The organism is Pseudomonas sp. A (genome assembly GCF_056270345.1).
Window position 1 is genome coordinate 2732757 of record NZ_CM149873.1, and the last position, 15085, is coordinate 2747841.

Annotated in this window: 14 protein-coding genes; 12 read left to right on the forward strand and 2 right to left on the reverse strand. The window is 64.4% G+C overall.

Annotated elements, in window-relative coordinates; all coding sequences use genetic code 11:
* Positions 1 to 91 precede the first annotated feature (91 nt).
* Entirely contained in the window at positions 92 to 2503 is a 2412-nt protein-coding gene (locus AC0MAZ_RS12425) for a TonB-dependent siderophore receptor (RefSeq protein ID WP_475861258.1), read from the forward strand.
* 52 nt (positions 2504 to 2555) lie between these two features.
* Here AC0MAZ_RS12425 and AC0MAZ_RS12430 read toward each other — a convergent pair whose 3' ends face one another.
* Entirely contained in the window at positions 2556 to 5555 is a 3000-nt protein-coding gene (locus AC0MAZ_RS12430; protein ID WP_475861260.1) for an autotransporter family protein, read from the reverse strand.
* Between the two features lie 359 nt (positions 5556 to 5914).
* On the opposite strand from AC0MAZ_RS12430, the gene AC0MAZ_RS12435 reads away from it, so the two are divergent.
* The 4 genes from AC0MAZ_RS12435 to AC0MAZ_RS12450 all read left to right on the forward strand — a co-directional run bounded on the left by AC0MAZ_RS12435 (position 5915) and on the right by AC0MAZ_RS12450 (position 8957).
* Positions 5915 to 6205, forward strand: coding sequence for a hypothetical protein (locus AC0MAZ_RS12435; protein WP_475861261.1), 291 nt, complete (start codon positions 5915 to 5917; stop codon positions 6203 to 6205).
* 11 nt (positions 6206 to 6216) lie between these two features.
* Positions 6217 to 6849, forward strand: a complete 633-nt coding sequence (locus tag AC0MAZ_RS12440) for a hypothetical protein (RefSeq protein WP_232855835.1) — start codon at positions 6217 to 6219, stop codon at positions 6847 to 6849.
* A 77-nt stretch (positions 6850 to 6926) separates the two neighbouring features.
* Positions 6927 to 7634 (forward strand): winged helix-turn-helix domain-containing protein, encoded by a 708-nt coding sequence (locus AC0MAZ_RS12445; protein ID WP_232855918.1) that lies wholly within the window; start codon positions 6927 to 6929, stop codon positions 7632 to 7634.
* The gene (locus AC0MAZ_RS12450) at positions 7635 to 8957 is read left to right on the forward strand and encodes an ATP-binding protein (protein WP_234561535.1); all 1323 of its coding nucleotides are present in this window, start codon (positions 7635 to 7637) and stop codon (positions 8955 to 8957) included.
* Here AC0MAZ_RS12450 and AC0MAZ_RS12455 read toward each other — a convergent pair.
* Complete coding sequence (locus AC0MAZ_RS12455) at positions 8945 to 9736, reverse strand: MipA/OmpV family protein (RefSeq protein ID WP_475861262.1); 792 nt, start codon at positions 9734 to 9736, stop codon at positions 8945 to 8947. The genes AC0MAZ_RS12450 and AC0MAZ_RS12455 overlap by 13 nt on opposite strands.
* Before the next feature lie 219 nt (positions 9737 to 9955).
* Here AC0MAZ_RS12455 and AC0MAZ_RS12460 point away from each other — a divergent pair, with 219 nt between their 5' ends.
* The 7 genes from AC0MAZ_RS12460 (at position 9956) to AC0MAZ_RS12490 (ending at position 15027) form a co-directional block, all read left to right on the forward strand.
* Positions 9956 to 10270, forward strand: a complete 315-nt coding sequence (locus tag AC0MAZ_RS12460) for a DUF2388 domain-containing protein (RefSeq protein WP_232855838.1) — start codon at positions 9956 to 9958, stop codon at positions 10268 to 10270.
* Between the two features lie 100 nt (positions 10271 to 10370).
* Positions 10371 to 10985, forward strand: coding sequence for a YjfI family protein (locus AC0MAZ_RS12465; protein WP_475861263.1), 615 nt, complete (start codon positions 10371 to 10373; stop codon positions 10983 to 10985).
* A 16-nt stretch (positions 10986 to 11001) separates the two neighbouring features.
* Positions 11002 to 11703 (forward strand): PspA/IM30 family protein, encoded by a 702-nt coding sequence (locus tag AC0MAZ_RS12470; RefSeq protein ID WP_203647419.1) that lies wholly within the window; start codon positions 11002 to 11004, stop codon positions 11701 to 11703.
* 291 nt (positions 11704 to 11994) lie between these two features.
* A complete protein-coding gene (locus tag AC0MAZ_RS12475; protein ID WP_203647418.1) occupies positions 11995 to 12651 on the forward strand; it encodes a DUF2491 family protein in 657 nt (218 codons plus the stop codon).
* A 12-nt stretch (positions 12652 to 12663) separates the two neighbouring features.
* Positions 12664 to 13089 (forward strand): DUF350 domain-containing protein, encoded by a 426-nt coding sequence (locus tag AC0MAZ_RS12480; protein ID WP_028692698.1) that lies wholly within the window; start codon positions 12664 to 12666, stop codon positions 13087 to 13089.
* Positions 13090 to 13114: 25 nt separating this feature from the next.
* Positions 13115 to 13867 carry a DUF1190 domain-containing protein gene (locus tag AC0MAZ_RS12485; RefSeq protein ID WP_203647417.1) on the forward strand — a complete coding sequence of 251 codons (753 nt, stop codon included), beginning with the start codon at positions 13115 to 13117 and terminating at the stop codon, positions 13865 to 13867.
* Positions 13868 to 13869: 2 nt separating this feature from the next.
* Positions 13870 to 15027: a glutathionylspermidine synthase family protein gene (locus AC0MAZ_RS12490; RefSeq protein WP_203647416.1), complete on the forward strand. Its 1158-nt coding sequence runs from the start codon at positions 13870 to 13872 to the stop codon at positions 15025 to 15027.
* Positions 15028 to 15085: the final 58 nt, after the last annotated feature.

Sequence of the window (15085 nt, forward strand, 5' to 3'; positions counted from 1 at the left end):
ATTTGGGGTAGCAGATTTCTCACGCTGCTTCGGCTCTTCAGGGCGCGCGCTTCAAGCGTGCCCATGCCAACCAGTACAGGAACCCCTTTTCATGTCCGCACGCCGTACCTCGCTAGCCTGCAGCATCCGCCAGGCGACCCTCGCATTGAGCCTTTGCGCTGGCGCACTGGCGACCTCGACCGCCTGGGCCGCCCCGCAGCGCTACGATATCCCGGCCGGCAGCCTGGCCGCTGCGATCAGCCAGTTCGCCGCCGCCAGCGGCGTGACCATCAGCTTCAGCAACGACGAAACCACCGGGCTGCATTCATCGGGGCTGCTGGGCAGCTTCGAGCTGGAGCAAGGTTTTGCCACATTGCTGCAGGGCTCCGGGTTGCGGGTGCAGCAGGTGGGCGAAAAACGCTATGTGCTGAGCAAGGTGCAGAACGACGGCGCCGTCGAACTGGGCGCGACCAGTGTCGATGCCCTGGGCCTGGGCAGCACCACCGAAGGCACCGGCAGCTACACCACGGGTTCTGCCAGCACCGCGACCGGCCTGCGCCTGTCGGCGCGAGAGACGCCGCAGTCTGTCAGTGTGGTGACCCGTCAGCAGATCGAGGACCAGAACCTCACGGACGTGACCCAGGTGCTCGAGCAGACGCCGGGTGTGGTCGTCGACAGCATGGGGCCGGCCGGTAGCGACGCCAACCATATCTATGTGCGGGGCTTCCAGGTTGGCAGCATCCAGGTCGACGGCGTCAACCGCCCCGATACCTTTGGTTTCCGGGACGACCTGGCCGACATGGTGTCGTACGACCGCGTGGAGGTGGTACGCGGGGCTACGGGCCTGATGTCGGGCACCGGTGATCCCGGCGCCACGGTCAACCTGATTCGCAAGAAGCCGACCGTCGAGACTCAGCGCAAACTGACCCTCAAGGCCGGCTCCTGGGACAACTACCGCACCGAGCTGGATGTGTCCGGCAAACTGTCGGAAAGCGGCCATGTGCGTGGGCGTTTCGTGGCCTCGACCACCGACAGCAAGAGCAATGTCGACCGCCAGTCGCTGGAACGGCAGGTCGCTTACGGCGTGGTGGAATGGGACGTCACCGACAGCACCCTGCTGACGGTGGGCGCGGAATACCAGGAGATGGACAACGACGGCGCGGGCAACCACGGTTTTCCGATGTACAACGCCGATGGCAGCCACTTCAACCCGTCGCGTTCGTTCAACTCGGCGTCGGACTGGAGCTACCACAAGCGTAGCGCGAAAACCCTGTTCACTACCCTGGAACACCAACTGGACAATGGCTGGCAACTGAAACTGAATGCCGAGCACAGTCGCCGTAGCTACGACGATACCTTCGCCACCGCCGCCAGCGGTACAGTCAAGCCCGACGGCAGCGGCATCAGCACCTGGACCGGCCGTTGGGCGGGCGAGCCCCGGCAGACGTCGTTCGATCTCTCGGCCTCCGGCCCGTTCGAGCTGCTGTCCCGTGAGCATCAGGCGTACCTTGGCGCCAGCCACTACCGGGCCTACTACCGCAACCCCGGCTACCAGCTGTGGACGATCCAGCCCATCGACAACATTCATACCTGGGACGGTTCGCTGGCGATCCCGGATGCCATCCACACCAAGTATTCGGAAGATGCGCTGGATGAAACCCAGGACGGCCTGGTGACTTCGGTGCGCTGGAGTCTGACCGATGACCTGGCGCTGATTACCGGTGCGCGGCTGATCGACCGGAAGCGCGACGAAAGCCATACCACCCTGGCAACCGGTGCGACCACGCGCACCTCGCGCAGCGAGACCGGGGTGGTCACGCCCTACGTGGGGCTGATCTACGACTTCGCCGAGAACTGGTCGGCCTACGCCAGCTATACCGCCATCTTCAAGCCGCAGAGCAGGCAGGATGCCAGTGGTGGCTATATCGAACCGCTGGAGGGCGTGAACTACGAACTGGGCATCAAGAGCGAGTTCTGGGACAAGCGCCTGACCACCGCCTTCAGTGTCTTCGAAGTGCAGCAGGACAACCTGGCCGTGGCCGACGGCGACAAGCTGGCACCGGACGGCAACCAGGCCTACCGCGCCGAGTCCGGCACCAAGACCCGTGGTTTCGAGATGGAGGCGGCCGGACAGATCCTGCCCGACTGGCAAGTTTCCGCCAGCTACACCTATGCCCAGGCCGAGGACGCCGAAGGCAAGCGCCTGCTCACCGAAGTACCCCGCGACACCTTCAAGCTCTTCACCAGCTATCAACTGCAGTCCCTGCCGCAGCTGAAAGTCGGCGGTGGCGTGCGCTGGCAGGGCATGGAGTACAAGAAGAAAGCGGGGCCCCATGGCGAGACGTTCACCCAGGACGCCTACAGCGTGGTCGACCTGATGGCGCAGTACGCGATCACGCCGCAGACCAGCGTTTCGTTGAACCTCAACAACGTGCTGGACGAGAAGTACTACTCGGCGATCGGCGCGCGTGGTTGGTATGGCACCCCGCGTAGCGCCACGGCGACGTTGGTCTACGCGTTCTGATACACATGAGGCGTGTCTGATGGCCCCTGTGTGGGGCCATCGACCGCTACCCTCAGAACATCATCTGCCACTGCGCCGTCAGCGCCTGGTTGCGGCTATCGCTGCCCAGCTCGCCGCTGTATCCCAGGTTCAGGTTGTGCCGCGCTGACAGGCCGATCCCCACACCGGCCTCGAGCATCAGGCTGTCACGATCCAGCGCGGTGCCTTCGACGCTGAAGGCGCTGCCGCCGGAAACGAAGGCCTGGCGCACCTCACTGTCCACGCTGCCATACACATGCCGCCAGCCGAGGCTGGCCCGTGGCGTCAGGCTGATGCCGTTGTCCAGTTGGCTCAAGTGCGCCAGGCGTACGCCGAAGGTGCTGCTGAAGTTGTCCTGGCTCTGCCCGTCGACGTCCAGCGCGGCGATGCCGCCTTTCTCCCGATAGCTGTCGCGGTGATAGCGCTGGTAGCCGAGGTTGGCGAAGGGCTCGACATTCAGGCGGCCGCTGCCGAGGTTGTAACCCAGCTCGACGAAGGCCTGCTGGCTGTCGGCGTCGTAGTCGCCCTTGGGGCGCTCGCTGAAGCGCTCGAATTCGATGCGCCGCTTGCTGTCGCCGTCGTGCCGGCTGTAGGCGGCGCCCAGGCGCAGGGCCAGCGGGCCGCTTTGGCGCAAGGCATAGAGGCCGGCGTGCCAGCTGTCCAGGGTGCCCTCGTCGGCACCGCTGTCCAGGCGGGTTTTCGAATAGCCGCCCAGCACGCCCAGGCGCCAGGTGTCGTCTAGCGCCCAGTCGACGCCGAGCAGGGTGCCCTGGGTGCGTTGTTCCAGGCCGGCGCTGCCGTGGGCGCCATCCAGTTTGCCGTAGCCGCCGATGCCCTGCAGCCACACCCGGCCACGGGCGTGCGGGTCGTTGAGGTTGCGCAGCTCGCTGGGCACGCCGGTGGCTGCGACGCTCGGGGCCTGCACCGGGTCGAGCGCCAGGGCCAGGCCTGCGCCGCTGCCCATCTGGTACATGGCCGCGAGCATGCTCGTGCCGACCTGGGCGCTGCTGCCGAGAATCGCGGCACCGAGGTTGGCGTTGCCGCTGCCGGCCAGTTGCTCCAGGGCCGAACTGGCCGTGGCGGGGCTGGCGTAGAGCAGGGCGCCGTAAACCGGGGTGTTGGGGTCGCTCTCCCACCAGTAGTCGTTCGGTCGGATGCTCTCGGCCAGCCGCTGGCTGTTAGGCGTGGTGGCGTACTCGGTCATCTCCACGTCGTTGCGCGTCAAGGTCATGTTCACGCGGGTGTCGGTATAGCTTAGCTCCGGAGTCAGGAACGCATAGTAAGTATCCTGAACCTGAGCGAAACGGCCGACGACCTGGCCGGCTTCGAGCAAGGTGTAGTGGCTGTGCCATGGCCATGGCGTATCACCGAAATTGGGGGTGATGCGCAGGCTGGCGTCATTGAGGTAGGCGGTGCCGCCCACCCGCAGCGCGCCGCTGCTGCCATCGGGGTTGACGCCGATATCGACGATTGCCTGGTTGCCCAGGGTCAGGTTGCCGATGACCCGGGTGGCGCCTTCGGGCTTGCTGTACAGCGTGCCGTTGACATTGAGATGGCCGACCGAGCCGCCGCCGGCATAGGTGCCCCATTGATCGACATCCACGGTGCCGTTGAGGGCGCCCTGGTTGACCAGGTGCGCGTAGTCGAACACCCGGCTGGTTTCGCTGAAATCGCCCTGGCTGGTGACGGTCCAGGTTCCGCCCAGAACCTGCAGGGACTCGAAATTGCGGCTGTTGCCGAAACTGCCGCTGCCTGACCAGTCGTATTTGCGCCCCAGCTCCACGGTGTCATGGCCGCTGCCCCCATCGACGAGGCCTTCGAAGCGGCCCCTTGTGGAGACCTGGAGGAGGTCGTTGCCGCCGCCCAGATCCAGCGCCAGGCCGTTGTTGCCCCTTATCAGGCCATCGTTGACAAGCCTGTCGTCGAACGCGCCGACGAACTTGACGCCATGGCCGTTCAGTCCCTGGATGGTGCCGACGTTGCTCACCCAGGTGCCGCCCAGCGCCGCGCCATCGCGGTTGCGCGCGCTGCCGATCGTCATGCCGTTGTCAGCGCCGACGATCAGGGCGTCCGGGCCGTTGACCAGCCGGCCGCCGCCGAGTACGACGCCCTCGCTGGTGTTCGCGATGCCGTTGCGATCGAGGCCAGCGGCACCTTCGCCGCGAATCGTGCCGCTGTTGGAGACCTCGCCGATGCCGGCGATACGCACGCCATCCCCGTCACCGTAGGCCTGCGCGCCATTGGCGCCACCGACGATCAGTCCACCCTGGTTGAAGACGTTGCTGTCGCCAGACGAATTGAACCCGGCGTCGTTGCGGCCAATGACCGTGCCGAAGGTGCTGAGCGTTCCATTTGCATCGGCGTTGACGCCATGCCGACCGCCATCGATCTGTCCATGGTTGGTGACATAGGTACCGGTTGCGGCGCGCAGGTTGACGCCGTCGAAGCCATCGCTGGAGATCTCGCCGAAATTGTCGATCCTGGCATTCGAGCCCGTGGTCATGCCGTCGGCGGCATAGGCACGAATCACGCCGCCGCGTGCGTTGGTGACGTGGGTGGTGTAGTAGCTGCTGCCGACCATTGCATCAAGGTTGATGCCCTGGCCGAAGGCGGAGCTGATAGTGCCGCTGTTGACGATATCCAGGGAGCCGTAGGAGGTGGTGTTGTTGATGCGGATGGCGTCGCCGTTGCCCTGGATCAGCCCGCCAGCGCTGTTGTTTATCTGGTAGTAGCCTGTGGTGTTGGGCAGATCGAGGGTATCAATCGCCCTGGAACCGGTGGAGATTATCGAGCCCGCGTTGTCGATCGAGACCGAGGGGATGTAGCCGTGGTTATTCAATGTCACGGCTTGTCCGTTGGCCACGATGACGCTGCCGGTGCTACCGATGTTCAGCCTGTCGATGTTGCCTAGCTGCTGGGGAACAAAGGTGGGGGTGTCGATGAAATACTCCGCCCCCTGGGCGTGCAGCGAAGCGCCACTGGAAACGACAAGGGCAATCTGCAGGGCAAGACGGTTTTTGCGGGAACGGTGCATTTGAAGTAAACGGTCCATGTTTGCCGGATTCGGATCCGATACTCGTGCTAGCTATTTGCTATTGCAAGCCGCTCTTTTATAAAAAATCGAAATAATTCTCTGATGAGTGAGGCGGGGGCGATCGGACCGGCGGCGAAGGTGATATTGCTGACCGCCCAGCCTTGTTGAAACATCCAGCTAATCCTCGAAAGCACCTGTTACACAGGCGTCCAACCCAGCTAATCCCGTCAAGCCATAGTTCATCCGCACGTGTCATCCGCATCTCGACATGGCTGATGCGCCGCTGGTCGGGTGAATCGACCTGAAGGTGGATTCATTCAGGATTTTGTACGATGATTTTCGTATCGTGAGGAAGGGTCATGCCAAAGGGCTTCGGGGCAGTCAGGCGCGCGGTAGTCGCCGCGCTCGAATCCGGGGATTACCTGCACGTCTCACGGGGTGATATCGAGGTCAAGAATCTGCTGGCCATCGGGGAGGTCGGCGCAGGCAAAGTCATCGATATCATCAATGCTTGCGACGCCAGCCACTACAGCAGTAGCCCGCACCACGCCGTGCCGGCCGTCGAGGTCCATGTGCTGAAGCGCCGCGGCTGGTACATCAAGTTCTATTTCATCGAACCCCAGACGTGGTTCATCAGCGTTCACCAATGAGTATCCCGACCATGAAGATCCTGTTCGAAGGCGATACCGGCCAGGCCTTGTGCGAGCATTGCCAGGCGCTGGTCGCCATGCATTACACCCGGCGCGATGTGCCCTTCAGCGATGGCCAGGGCATCGCGCGGGATATCCTGGTGGGCGTGTGCGATGGCTGCGACACGGTGGTGGCCATCCCGCCGCAGTCCACCCCGGCGATTCGCGAGGCGCGCAAGCAGCAGCTCAAGTCCATCGAGGCGCGGCTACCGGCGGTCTATCTCGATGTGCTGGATGCGGCGATGCAGGCCGTGTGCAGCGAGGCGGGCGCGCACCTGCGCAAGCTGTTCCTGGCCCATTACTTCCAGTGGCTGGTGCAGGCCCGCCAGGGCATGGGTTTGCAGCCTGGCCACGAGGCCTTCGTGACGGCCCTGGAGGCGCAGCGGCGTCAGCGTGGGTTACAGACATCGGGGGCGACCCGGCGCTTGTCGATGAAGGTCAACGCACACATGGCCGAGGACTTTCTGGCGCTGCTGCAGCAGACCCGGATGAGCCAGACCGAGCTGCTCAAGGCGGTGATTGCGCGGATCCAGATGGACGTGCTCGAAGTGCGCGATCCGCAGGTGATCGAGGGGTTGCAGCGGTTGGTGCGGGTGGCGGGATAGGGCGCGGGCCGACATGGTAGTGACACCTTCGCAAGGGCATAATGCACGCACTTCTCTAAGGACTGGAACGCGTGATGATGGATGGCTCTGGCCCAGGCAAGGTGCTGTTGGTGGAGGACGACGTGAAGCTCTGCGGGCTGATCGCGACCTTCCTGTCGCAACATGGCTTCGAAGTGCGCGAAGTTCATCGCGGCGACCTGGCGCGGCAGGCGTTCGTCGAGTTCCGGCCGTCGATGGTGGTACTCGACCTGATGCTGCCCGGAAAGGATGGCTTGCATGTCTGCCGCGAGATCCGCGCGCTCAGCGACACACCAATCGTGATCCTCACCGCCCGCGAGGATGACCTGGACCATATCCTGGGCCTGGAGTCCGGTGCCGACGATTATGTGATCAAACCCATCAAGCCACCGGTACTTCTGGCGCGCTTGCGCGCCTTGCAGCGCCGTCATGTGCCACAGGGCAGCACGGGCGGGGCGCTGGAGTTCGGCGAACTGAAAATAGACCCTGTGTGTCGCGAGGTGACCCTGGGGGGCGAGCCGGTCGAGTGCACCACCATGGAGTTCGACCTGCTCCAGCTATTGGCCGGCAATGCCGGGGTGATCCTGTCTCGCGACGATATCCTCAACAAGATGCGCGGCATCGACTTCGATGGCATGAACCGCAGCGTCGATGTGTACATCAGCAAGCTGCGCAGCAAGCTCAACGACACGCCGCGTGAACCGACGCGGATCAAGACCGTCTGGGGCAAGGGCTACCTGTTCAACCCGTTCGCCTGGGAGCGCTAGATGCTGCGCCTGTTCCTGGGCTTGTACCTGATACTGACGGTTGGCCTGGTGGTGGCGCTGCAGACGGTCGAGCATACCTTGGATGCGCTGCTCGCCCCGCAGATGGAGGCGGCCAGTCGCGAGACCTTTCGCGGCACGGTTCACGCGCTGGTCGAACAACTGCGTGGCGTACAGGGCGAGCAGCGCGCACAGCGCCTGGAGCGATTGCGACCGGCCTACGGTCTGGGGCTGGATCTTGTGCGGCGTGACCAGTTGGCGCTGAGCGAGCGTGAATACGCGCAGTTGGCCCAGGGCCAGCTGGTGCTGCGCGAGCAGTACACCCAGCTGTTCAGCCGCATCGATGACGGCGACCAGTTGCTCAGCGTCAAGCTGCCGCGCGAACCCAACTTCATGCCGGTATACATCGGCACGGCCTACCTGATGCTGGCACTGCTGCTGGGGGTGGTGTTGTATTTCTGGGTACGGCCACACTGGCGCGACCTGGAGAAACTGCGCCTGGCCGCCCAGCGCTTCGGCGACAACGACCTGTCGGCGCGTGTGCGCATGCCGCGGCGTTCGAGCATCAGCGATGTGGCGGGGCACTTCGACCTGATGGCCGCGCGTATCGAAGTGCTGATCGCCAACCAGCGCGAAATGACCAACGCGGTTTCACATGAGTTGCGCACACCCATCGCACGCCTGAACTTCGAGCTCGACCAGCTCAGGAAACTGCCGGACCCGGCCAGCGCCCACCAGTTGATCGGCGATATGTACGCCGACCTGGGTGAGCTGGAAGACATGGTGTCCGAGCTGCTGACCTACGCCAGCCTGGAGCACGGAGCAACCGCCATGAGCTTGCAATCGGTCGAGGCCGGCAGCTGGCTGGACAGCGTGATTGCCAGCGTAACCCTGGAAGCCGAGGCCAGCGGCGTGCAGATTCATCTGGCACCGTGTCAGGTCGAGACCTTGAGTATCGAGCCGCGATTCTTGGCCAGGGCCGTGATCAATCTGCTGCGCAACGCCATCCGTTATGCCAAAGGGCATATCCACGTCTCGCTGTCATGCAGCGGCGGTGAGTACCGGCTGCAGGTCGACGATGACGGGCCGGGTGTGCCGGTGGCGGGCAGGGACAGGATTTTCGAACCGTTCTCGCGGCTCGACAGCAGTCGTGACCGGCGTACCGGGGGCTTTGGCCTTGGGCTGGCGCTGGTGCGGCGGGTGGCGCAGTCCCACGGCGGTTACGCGCAGGTGGGCGATGCGGCGGCTGGGGGCGCGTCCTTGCGCATGATCTGGCCTGTCCGGGGCGAGACTGCCCGGACGCCTGAAAAAGGTCAGAAGGTATAGGTCATCTGGGTAACCAGTGAGGTTTGCAGGCGCTTTTCGACCAGAGGGCTATCGCCAGCATCGTCGTTCAGGTAGTCCGCCGCCAGCACGGTCGCCATGTGCCAGTGCTCGTCGAAGGGCATGCTCCAGGACAGCTCGCCACCGCGGCTGATCAGGCCACCACGGGCATCGTGGGCGTGGAACTGGCTGCCTGCGGCCTGGGCCTGGCTTACGCCATACCAGGTGCGCATATAGTCGCCGTCGCCGAACTGACTGTTGACGCTGCCCACCAACTCGCCGATGCGGCCCTTGTACAGTTGCATACCCAGGCTCAGTTTCAGGTGGTTGTAGGCCGAGCCGGTGTCGGGCTTGTCCTTGTCCTGCTCCAGGGCGTGCTCGAAGTTGGCGGCCAGCGTCAATGGGCCGAGGTGGTAGGCAGCGTCGAGCCCCAATTGCGGCCGCGACTTGATCGAACCCATGCCGTCGAGCCTGTCCGAACCTTCGAAGCCGGAGCGATGATCCTTGCGCGCGGTGCTGGCGCCCACTCGCACCCCAAGGTCGAACGTGTCGCCTTCGTGAGCCCAGCCCAGGCCCTTGCTGGTGTCGAGAAAAAAGCCGGCGGGGCTGGTGATGCTGCCACCGAGCAGCGGTGCCGTGGCCCGTTCGCCGGCTCCGCTGTAGCGAGGGGCATTGGCGATGCCGGCGTTCAGGCGATACTGCCAGTCCCCGGCGCGCAGGTCGGTGGCGCACAGCAGCAGGCAAGCGCAGGAGAGGGGCAGCGAACGATTCGATACAGACATGGCGACACTCGATGAGGATTGATGGCGCCATGCTAGGGAGCGGCTCTGCGGCAATCTTTGGCAGCTTTGTCGGGAAACTGTCAAAGACTGTTAACGGTGTCGGGCAAGCTTCTGGGTGATCGGCTTCGCACTTTTTAACAATCCTTTGCAAAGCTCATGAAGTTGCAGCAGGCGCGTCATTGCTAGGGTGCGCTCCCCTCAAGCCACCTCGAGAGTTTCATGAATATCCCGCAGCCGTTCCACCTGCTCGGTCTGTTCGCTTGCCTGCTCACCAGCCAGGCCCAGGCCACCAGTTTCGTGATGACCACTGACATGACCGTCAGCCTGAGCATGAGCGCCAGCAAAGGCACCAGCAGCTCGTTCAAGGATGACAAGATTGTCCTTGCCGCCAAGGATGACGCTGCGGCGTTCGTCGCCAGCGATGGCGCCATTCGCAGTGCGCGCATGGAGGCGGCGTTTACGCGGATTCGCCAGGTGCTGGATGAGCCTGGCGTGTCGGACCGGGCGCTGGCACAGGCGATCCTGGCGCTCTGAGTCATCCGCTTCGTTCTGCCGAGCTGGCTCACATGTGAGACTTGCGAACGTCACAATCCAGGCGTAACGTACCTCACATGTGAGACAAGGACACCCCTCGATGGCAGGCAAGAAAAGCTCCACCGACTACATGCGTGACATGCGCGCCCGGCTCAAGGCCGCAGGCCTGGTCAAGCGTGAGTTGTGGATCCTGCCAGAGCATGCCGCCGCCTTGCGCGGTATCGAGAAGGCTTTACGTCAGCCCCTCGCGGGCAAACAGGTCAGAACGGAGGATTTCATGACCGAGCACAACCACTGGACGATCGAATCGCTGCACGGCGCCCTGCAGGGCCTGGAGGATGTACGCGGCGGCGTGATCGGCCTGTCCCTGCAACAGGGCGCCGAACCCAGCCTGAAGCTGGTGATGAACGAACTGGACGGCCTGCCTTTGTACATCGCCGTGGCCGGTGAGCAGATCCTGGTCGACACGCTGCTGGTTGAGGCCAGCCAGGTGAAGGATGCGGCAGCCTTCAACGATGCGGTGCTGCGCACCCGCGATGTCTTCCCGCTGTCGTCGATCGGCCTGCACACGCTGCCCTCGGGCGAGTTGGTGTACACCATGTTCGGTGCCCTGAGCGCGGCCTCGTCGCTGGACAACATCGTCCAGGAGATCCACACCCTGGCCGACAACGTCATCACCGCCGCCGAAGATTTCGAAGACTACTTCACCCACTGATTCCGGAGATTGCCCCATGAGTTTGTTGAGAAAGATCGTCACCGCCCTGCGTGGCGGCGCTTCGGAAGTCGGTGAGGCGATCGTCGACTCCCAGGCCCTGCGCATCCTCGACCAGGAGATCCGCGACGCGGACAACAACCTGATCGATGCGCGCAACCAGCTGGTCAAGATCATGGCCAAGCACAAGACCGCGCAGCAGCGCATCACCGAGTTCGACAAGACCATCGGCGACTGGGAACAGAAAGCCATCGCTGCCCTGGACAAGGGCGAGGAAGGCCTGGCCCACGAATGCGCGGCGCGCATCGCCGACCTGACCAACCAGCGCGATTCCGAGCAGGCGCTGGCCGACCAGTTCGGCGCGTCGGTCGCGACCCTGACCGCCACCGTGAGCAAGACCGAGGCGCAGATCAAGGGCCTCAAGCAGCAGGTGGACCTGGTCAAGGCCCGCGAGAGCGTGCAGCGTGCCCAGGTGAGCGCGGCGTCGGCCACCGGCGGCGCCAATGGCAGCCTGGAAACGGCGGTCGGCTCGCTGGACCGCATCAAGAAGCGTCAGAGCGAGCGTGCTGCCGAGCTGGAAGCGGCGGCGGAACTGGCGGGCAAGGCTGATGGTAGCGATCTGGAAGCACGCCTGAAGTCGGCCGGCATCGGTGCCAGCAACAGCGGCGCCGATGATGTGCTGGCGCGCTTGAAGGCCAAGGCGGCGAAGCCGGCGGAGTGATCCGCTGAGTGGGCCGGCCCTATCGCGGGGCAAGCCCGCTCCCACAGGTAAAATCTGCACCGGCTTTGTGGGAGCGGGCTTGCCCCGCGATAAGGCCGGCCAGGCTGGCGCAAAACCCTGCCGCAGACCTGTTGGCGGAGCGCACGAAAAGCAGTATCGTGTCGCCCCCGCCAAAGGACTGCCGCGACCCAAGGGATCTTCAATGTCGCCTTCTCCCCACAGGCCCTGCCTGTTCGCTTCAGCACCTGCATTGGCTCCGGTTCCGTCACCCTCTCACCCAGGAGATGCCCCGTGGGTTGGTTGAAACGCTTCATGGGCTTCGAAGCCCCCAAACCTGCCGCCGGCAGCCCGGTCAAAGGCAACCTGCCGTTCGGCCTGGGCAGCGGGCGCATGCTCAAGCTCGACCCTTCGCTCAAGCTGCTGCTCGATGGCCATAGCGAGCTGGAAGTGCCCGGTCAGGAAGTGGTCTGGGCCGTCGGTGAGGTCGACCTCGGCCAGTCGGTGCGCCTGGCGCGCTTCTACATGGAAGACGAGGACTACTGGCTGCAGGTGGTGATGAACGGCGCGTCGGCCGACGATGTGCGCGATATCATCCTGTTTGGCTACTACAGCGTGGTGCCGGTCAGCAGCGACGCCGAACTCAAGCGCCTGGTCGGTCCTGAGTCGAACATCGGCCTGCCGTACTACGAGCATGAAGGCTACGAGTTCGTCCGCCAGTGGGGCAGCGAGGAAGGGCAGACCGAGCTGACGCCGATCAGCGAGTGGGTCACCAGCCCCGAAACCAGCTACCGCATCCAGCACCTGTCGATGCTGTATGCCCGCGAAACCGGCCTGACCGATCGCCGCGAATTCCTCCTGTTGTCGGTGGAGGAGGACGAGGACGGCAATGTCAGCCTGACCACTTCGGTGGGTGTCACCCTGCAATCAACGGACTTCAACGTCATCTGACAAGGATTCACCATGCTCGACGCTCTTCGCATGTCGCTCAACGCCCAGGCAGTGATCGGCTTCATCCTCTACATCAGCGTGGCGCTGGTGCTGTTCTGGGTATTCCAGTTCATCTATACGCACCTCACCCCGCACCGCGAGTTCGCCCTGATCCGCGACAACAACAGCGCCGCGGCCATTGCCCTGGGCGGCGCGCTGATCGGCTTCTCGCTGCCGGCCAGCAACATCATCGCCTACAGCGTCAGCCTGCTCGACTTCGTGGTCTGGGTAGTGATCGCCGCGGTGGTGCAGCTGTTGGCCTTCGGCATCACCAGCCTGGTGCTCAAGGGCCTGGCCAGCCGAATCGCCAAGGGCGAAATGGCCGCCGCGATCTACGCCGCCGCCGTGGCGATCAGCGTGGGCTTCCTCAACTCGGCCTGCATGACCCCGTCGGTCTGAGCCGTTTGCGCGCAAGGAGCCCTACATGAGACGAAGTTCCGTCAAGCTGGTGCTGGCCAGCTCCCTGCCGCTGGCGCTTACCGCGTGCAGCGCGCCCGAGGAGACCTACACGGTCAGCAAGCGCAGCAACTACACCACTGTCCAGGCCTGCGTCGATGACAAGATGCCGGTGGATGTGTGTTCCGATGCCTACATGGAGGCGCTGGCCGATCACCGCCGGGTCGCCCCGACCTATGGCGACAAGGCGGCCTGCGAGGCCGATTTCGTGCCGGACTACTGCCAGGTCACCAGCGACGGCCGCTACATGCCGCGCCTGGGTGGGTTCGAGCTGGCGGTGTCGGGCGAAGTGAGCCAGTCGCAGGTCGACGCGGCACGCGCCCAGGTCGAGAACAGCGGCCAGGCCGTCAGCGGTGGCAGCAACTTCAACGGCCTGCTCACCGGCCTGCTGCTCGGTCAGATGATGAGTGGCGGGAGCCGCCAGTACTACTCGCAGCCGGTGTACCAGTACCGCGACAGCCGCGGCGACTACCGCACCACCACCCTCGGCCAGCAGATCGACCAGGGCAAGCGCTTCGAGCGCTCCGACCAGGCCCAGCAGAGTGGCGGCAGCTACAGCAGCTACTACTCCGGCAGCTCCGGCGGTAGCAGTTACAGATCCAAAACCTCGACCCGCTCCAGTGTGTCCTCGTCGATCTCCCGCGGCGGCTTCGGCAGCCAGGCCACTGCGCGCAGCGGCTGGGGCGGCAAGAGCAGCGGCGGCTTCAGCTTCGGCGGTTGAGCATGCGCAAGATCAGCATCGACGAACGCCCGGACTGGCACGCCACCGCCGAACGCGAAGGTTTTTCCTTCCACACCATCGACGGTGAGCGCTACTGGGACGAGCGCGGCTACTACCAGTTCAGCGAGGCCCAGGTCAGCCGTGACCTGGAGGCGCCCACGCAGGAACTGCACGCCATGTGCCTGGATGCGGTCGAGCGCATCGTCGACAGCGAGGCGTTGATGACCCGCCTGGCGATCCCGCCGGCGTTCTTCGACCTGGTGCGCCGTTCGTGGAAAGAGGGGCATCCGCACCTCTACGGGCGCTTCGACTTCAGCTACGACGGCCACGGCCCGGCCAAGCTGATCGAGGCCAACTACGACACGCCGACCTCGCTGTACGAGGCGGCGGCGTTCCAGCTGATCTGGCTGGAGCAGCAGATCGAGCGCGGCGTGCTGCCGGCCCATGCCAGCCAGTTCAACACCCTGGCCGAGGACCTGGTGCGGGCCTTTGGCGCCTTCGAGCGCGAAAGCCCGTTCTACTTCTCGGCCATTGCCGGCTCGGTCGAAGACCGTGGCACCACGGATTTTCTGCGCAAGATGGCCGGGCACGTGGGTATCAGTACCCGGCACATCGATGTGGAGGACATCGGCTTGAACGGCGAGGGGCGTTTCGTCGACCTCGAAGGCCGGCCGATTCCGCGCCTGTTCAAGCTGCATGCCTGGGAGCATATCTTCCACGAGGACTTCGGCCAGGCCATCGCCGGCTGCGATACCCAGTTCGTGGAACCGGCCTGGAAGTCGCTGATCTCCAACAAGGGCATCCTGCCGCTGCTGTGGGAGTGGCACGAAGGGCACCCGAACCTGCTGCCGGCGTTCCTCGACGAAGACCCTCGGCGCCCGGTGCCCAAGGGCTGGGTGCGCAAGCCGTACTTCTCCCGCGAGGGCGCCAACGTGGATATTCGCACCGACGACGACCAGCGGGTGTTCGAGGACGGTCCCTACGACGATGCGCCGTACATCCTCCAGGGCTTCGCGCCGTTGCCGAAGTTCGGCGACAGCTACACCCTGATCGGCTCCTGGGTGATCGGCGACCTGGCCTCGGGGATCGGCATTCGTGAAGACGACTCGCTGATCACCAAGGACAGCTCGCGCTTCCTGCCCCATGTAGTGCTGGACTGACCGCCTGCGCCCCCCCTGTAGGAGCGGCCTTGTGCCGCGAAAGGGCCGCAAAGCGGCC

Coding starts and splice junctions, on each gene's coding strand:
- AC0MAZ_RS12425 (WP_475861258.1), top strand. CDS start 92: ATGTCCGCACGCCGTACCTCGCTAGCCTGCAGCATCCGCCAGGCGACC.
- AC0MAZ_RS12430 (WP_475861260.1), bottom strand. CDS start 5,555: ATGCACCGTTCCCGCAAAAACCGTCTTGCCCTGCAGATTGCCCTTGTC.
- AC0MAZ_RS12435 (WP_475861261.1), top strand. CDS start 5,915: ATGCCAAAGGGCTTCGGGGCAGTCAGGCGCGCGGTAGTCGCCGCGCTC.
- AC0MAZ_RS12440 (WP_232855835.1), top strand. CDS start 6,217: ATGAAGATCCTGTTCGAAGGCGATACCGGCCAGGCCTTGTGCGAGCAT.
- AC0MAZ_RS12445 (WP_232855918.1), top strand. CDS start 6,927: ATGGATGGCTCTGGCCCAGGCAAGGTGCTGTTGGTGGAGGACGACGTG.
- AC0MAZ_RS12450 (WP_234561535.1), top strand. CDS start 7,635: ATGCTGCGCCTGTTCCTGGGCTTGTACCTGATACTGACGGTTGGCCTG.
- AC0MAZ_RS12455 (WP_475861262.1), bottom strand. CDS start 9,736: ATGTCTGTATCGAATCGTTCGCTGCCCCTCTCCTGCGCTTGCCTGCTG.
- AC0MAZ_RS12460 (WP_232855838.1), top strand. CDS start 9,956: ATGAATATCCCGCAGCCGTTCCACCTGCTCGGTCTGTTCGCTTGCCTG.
- AC0MAZ_RS12465 (WP_475861263.1), top strand. CDS start 10,371: ATGGCAGGCAAGAAAAGCTCCACCGACTACATGCGTGACATGCGCGCC.
- AC0MAZ_RS12470 (WP_203647419.1), top strand. CDS start 11,002: ATGAGTTTGTTGAGAAAGATCGTCACCGCCCTGCGTGGCGGCGCTTCG.
- AC0MAZ_RS12480 (WP_028692698.1), top strand. CDS start 12,664: ATGCTCGACGCTCTTCGCATGTCGCTCAACGCCCAGGCAGTGATCGGC.
- AC0MAZ_RS12485 (WP_203647417.1), top strand. CDS start 13,115: ATGAGACGAAGTTCCGTCAAGCTGGTGCTGGCCAGCTCCCTGCCGCTG.
- AC0MAZ_RS12490 (WP_203647416.1), top strand. CDS start 13,870: ATGCGCAAGATCAGCATCGACGAACGCCCGGACTGGCACGCCACCGCC.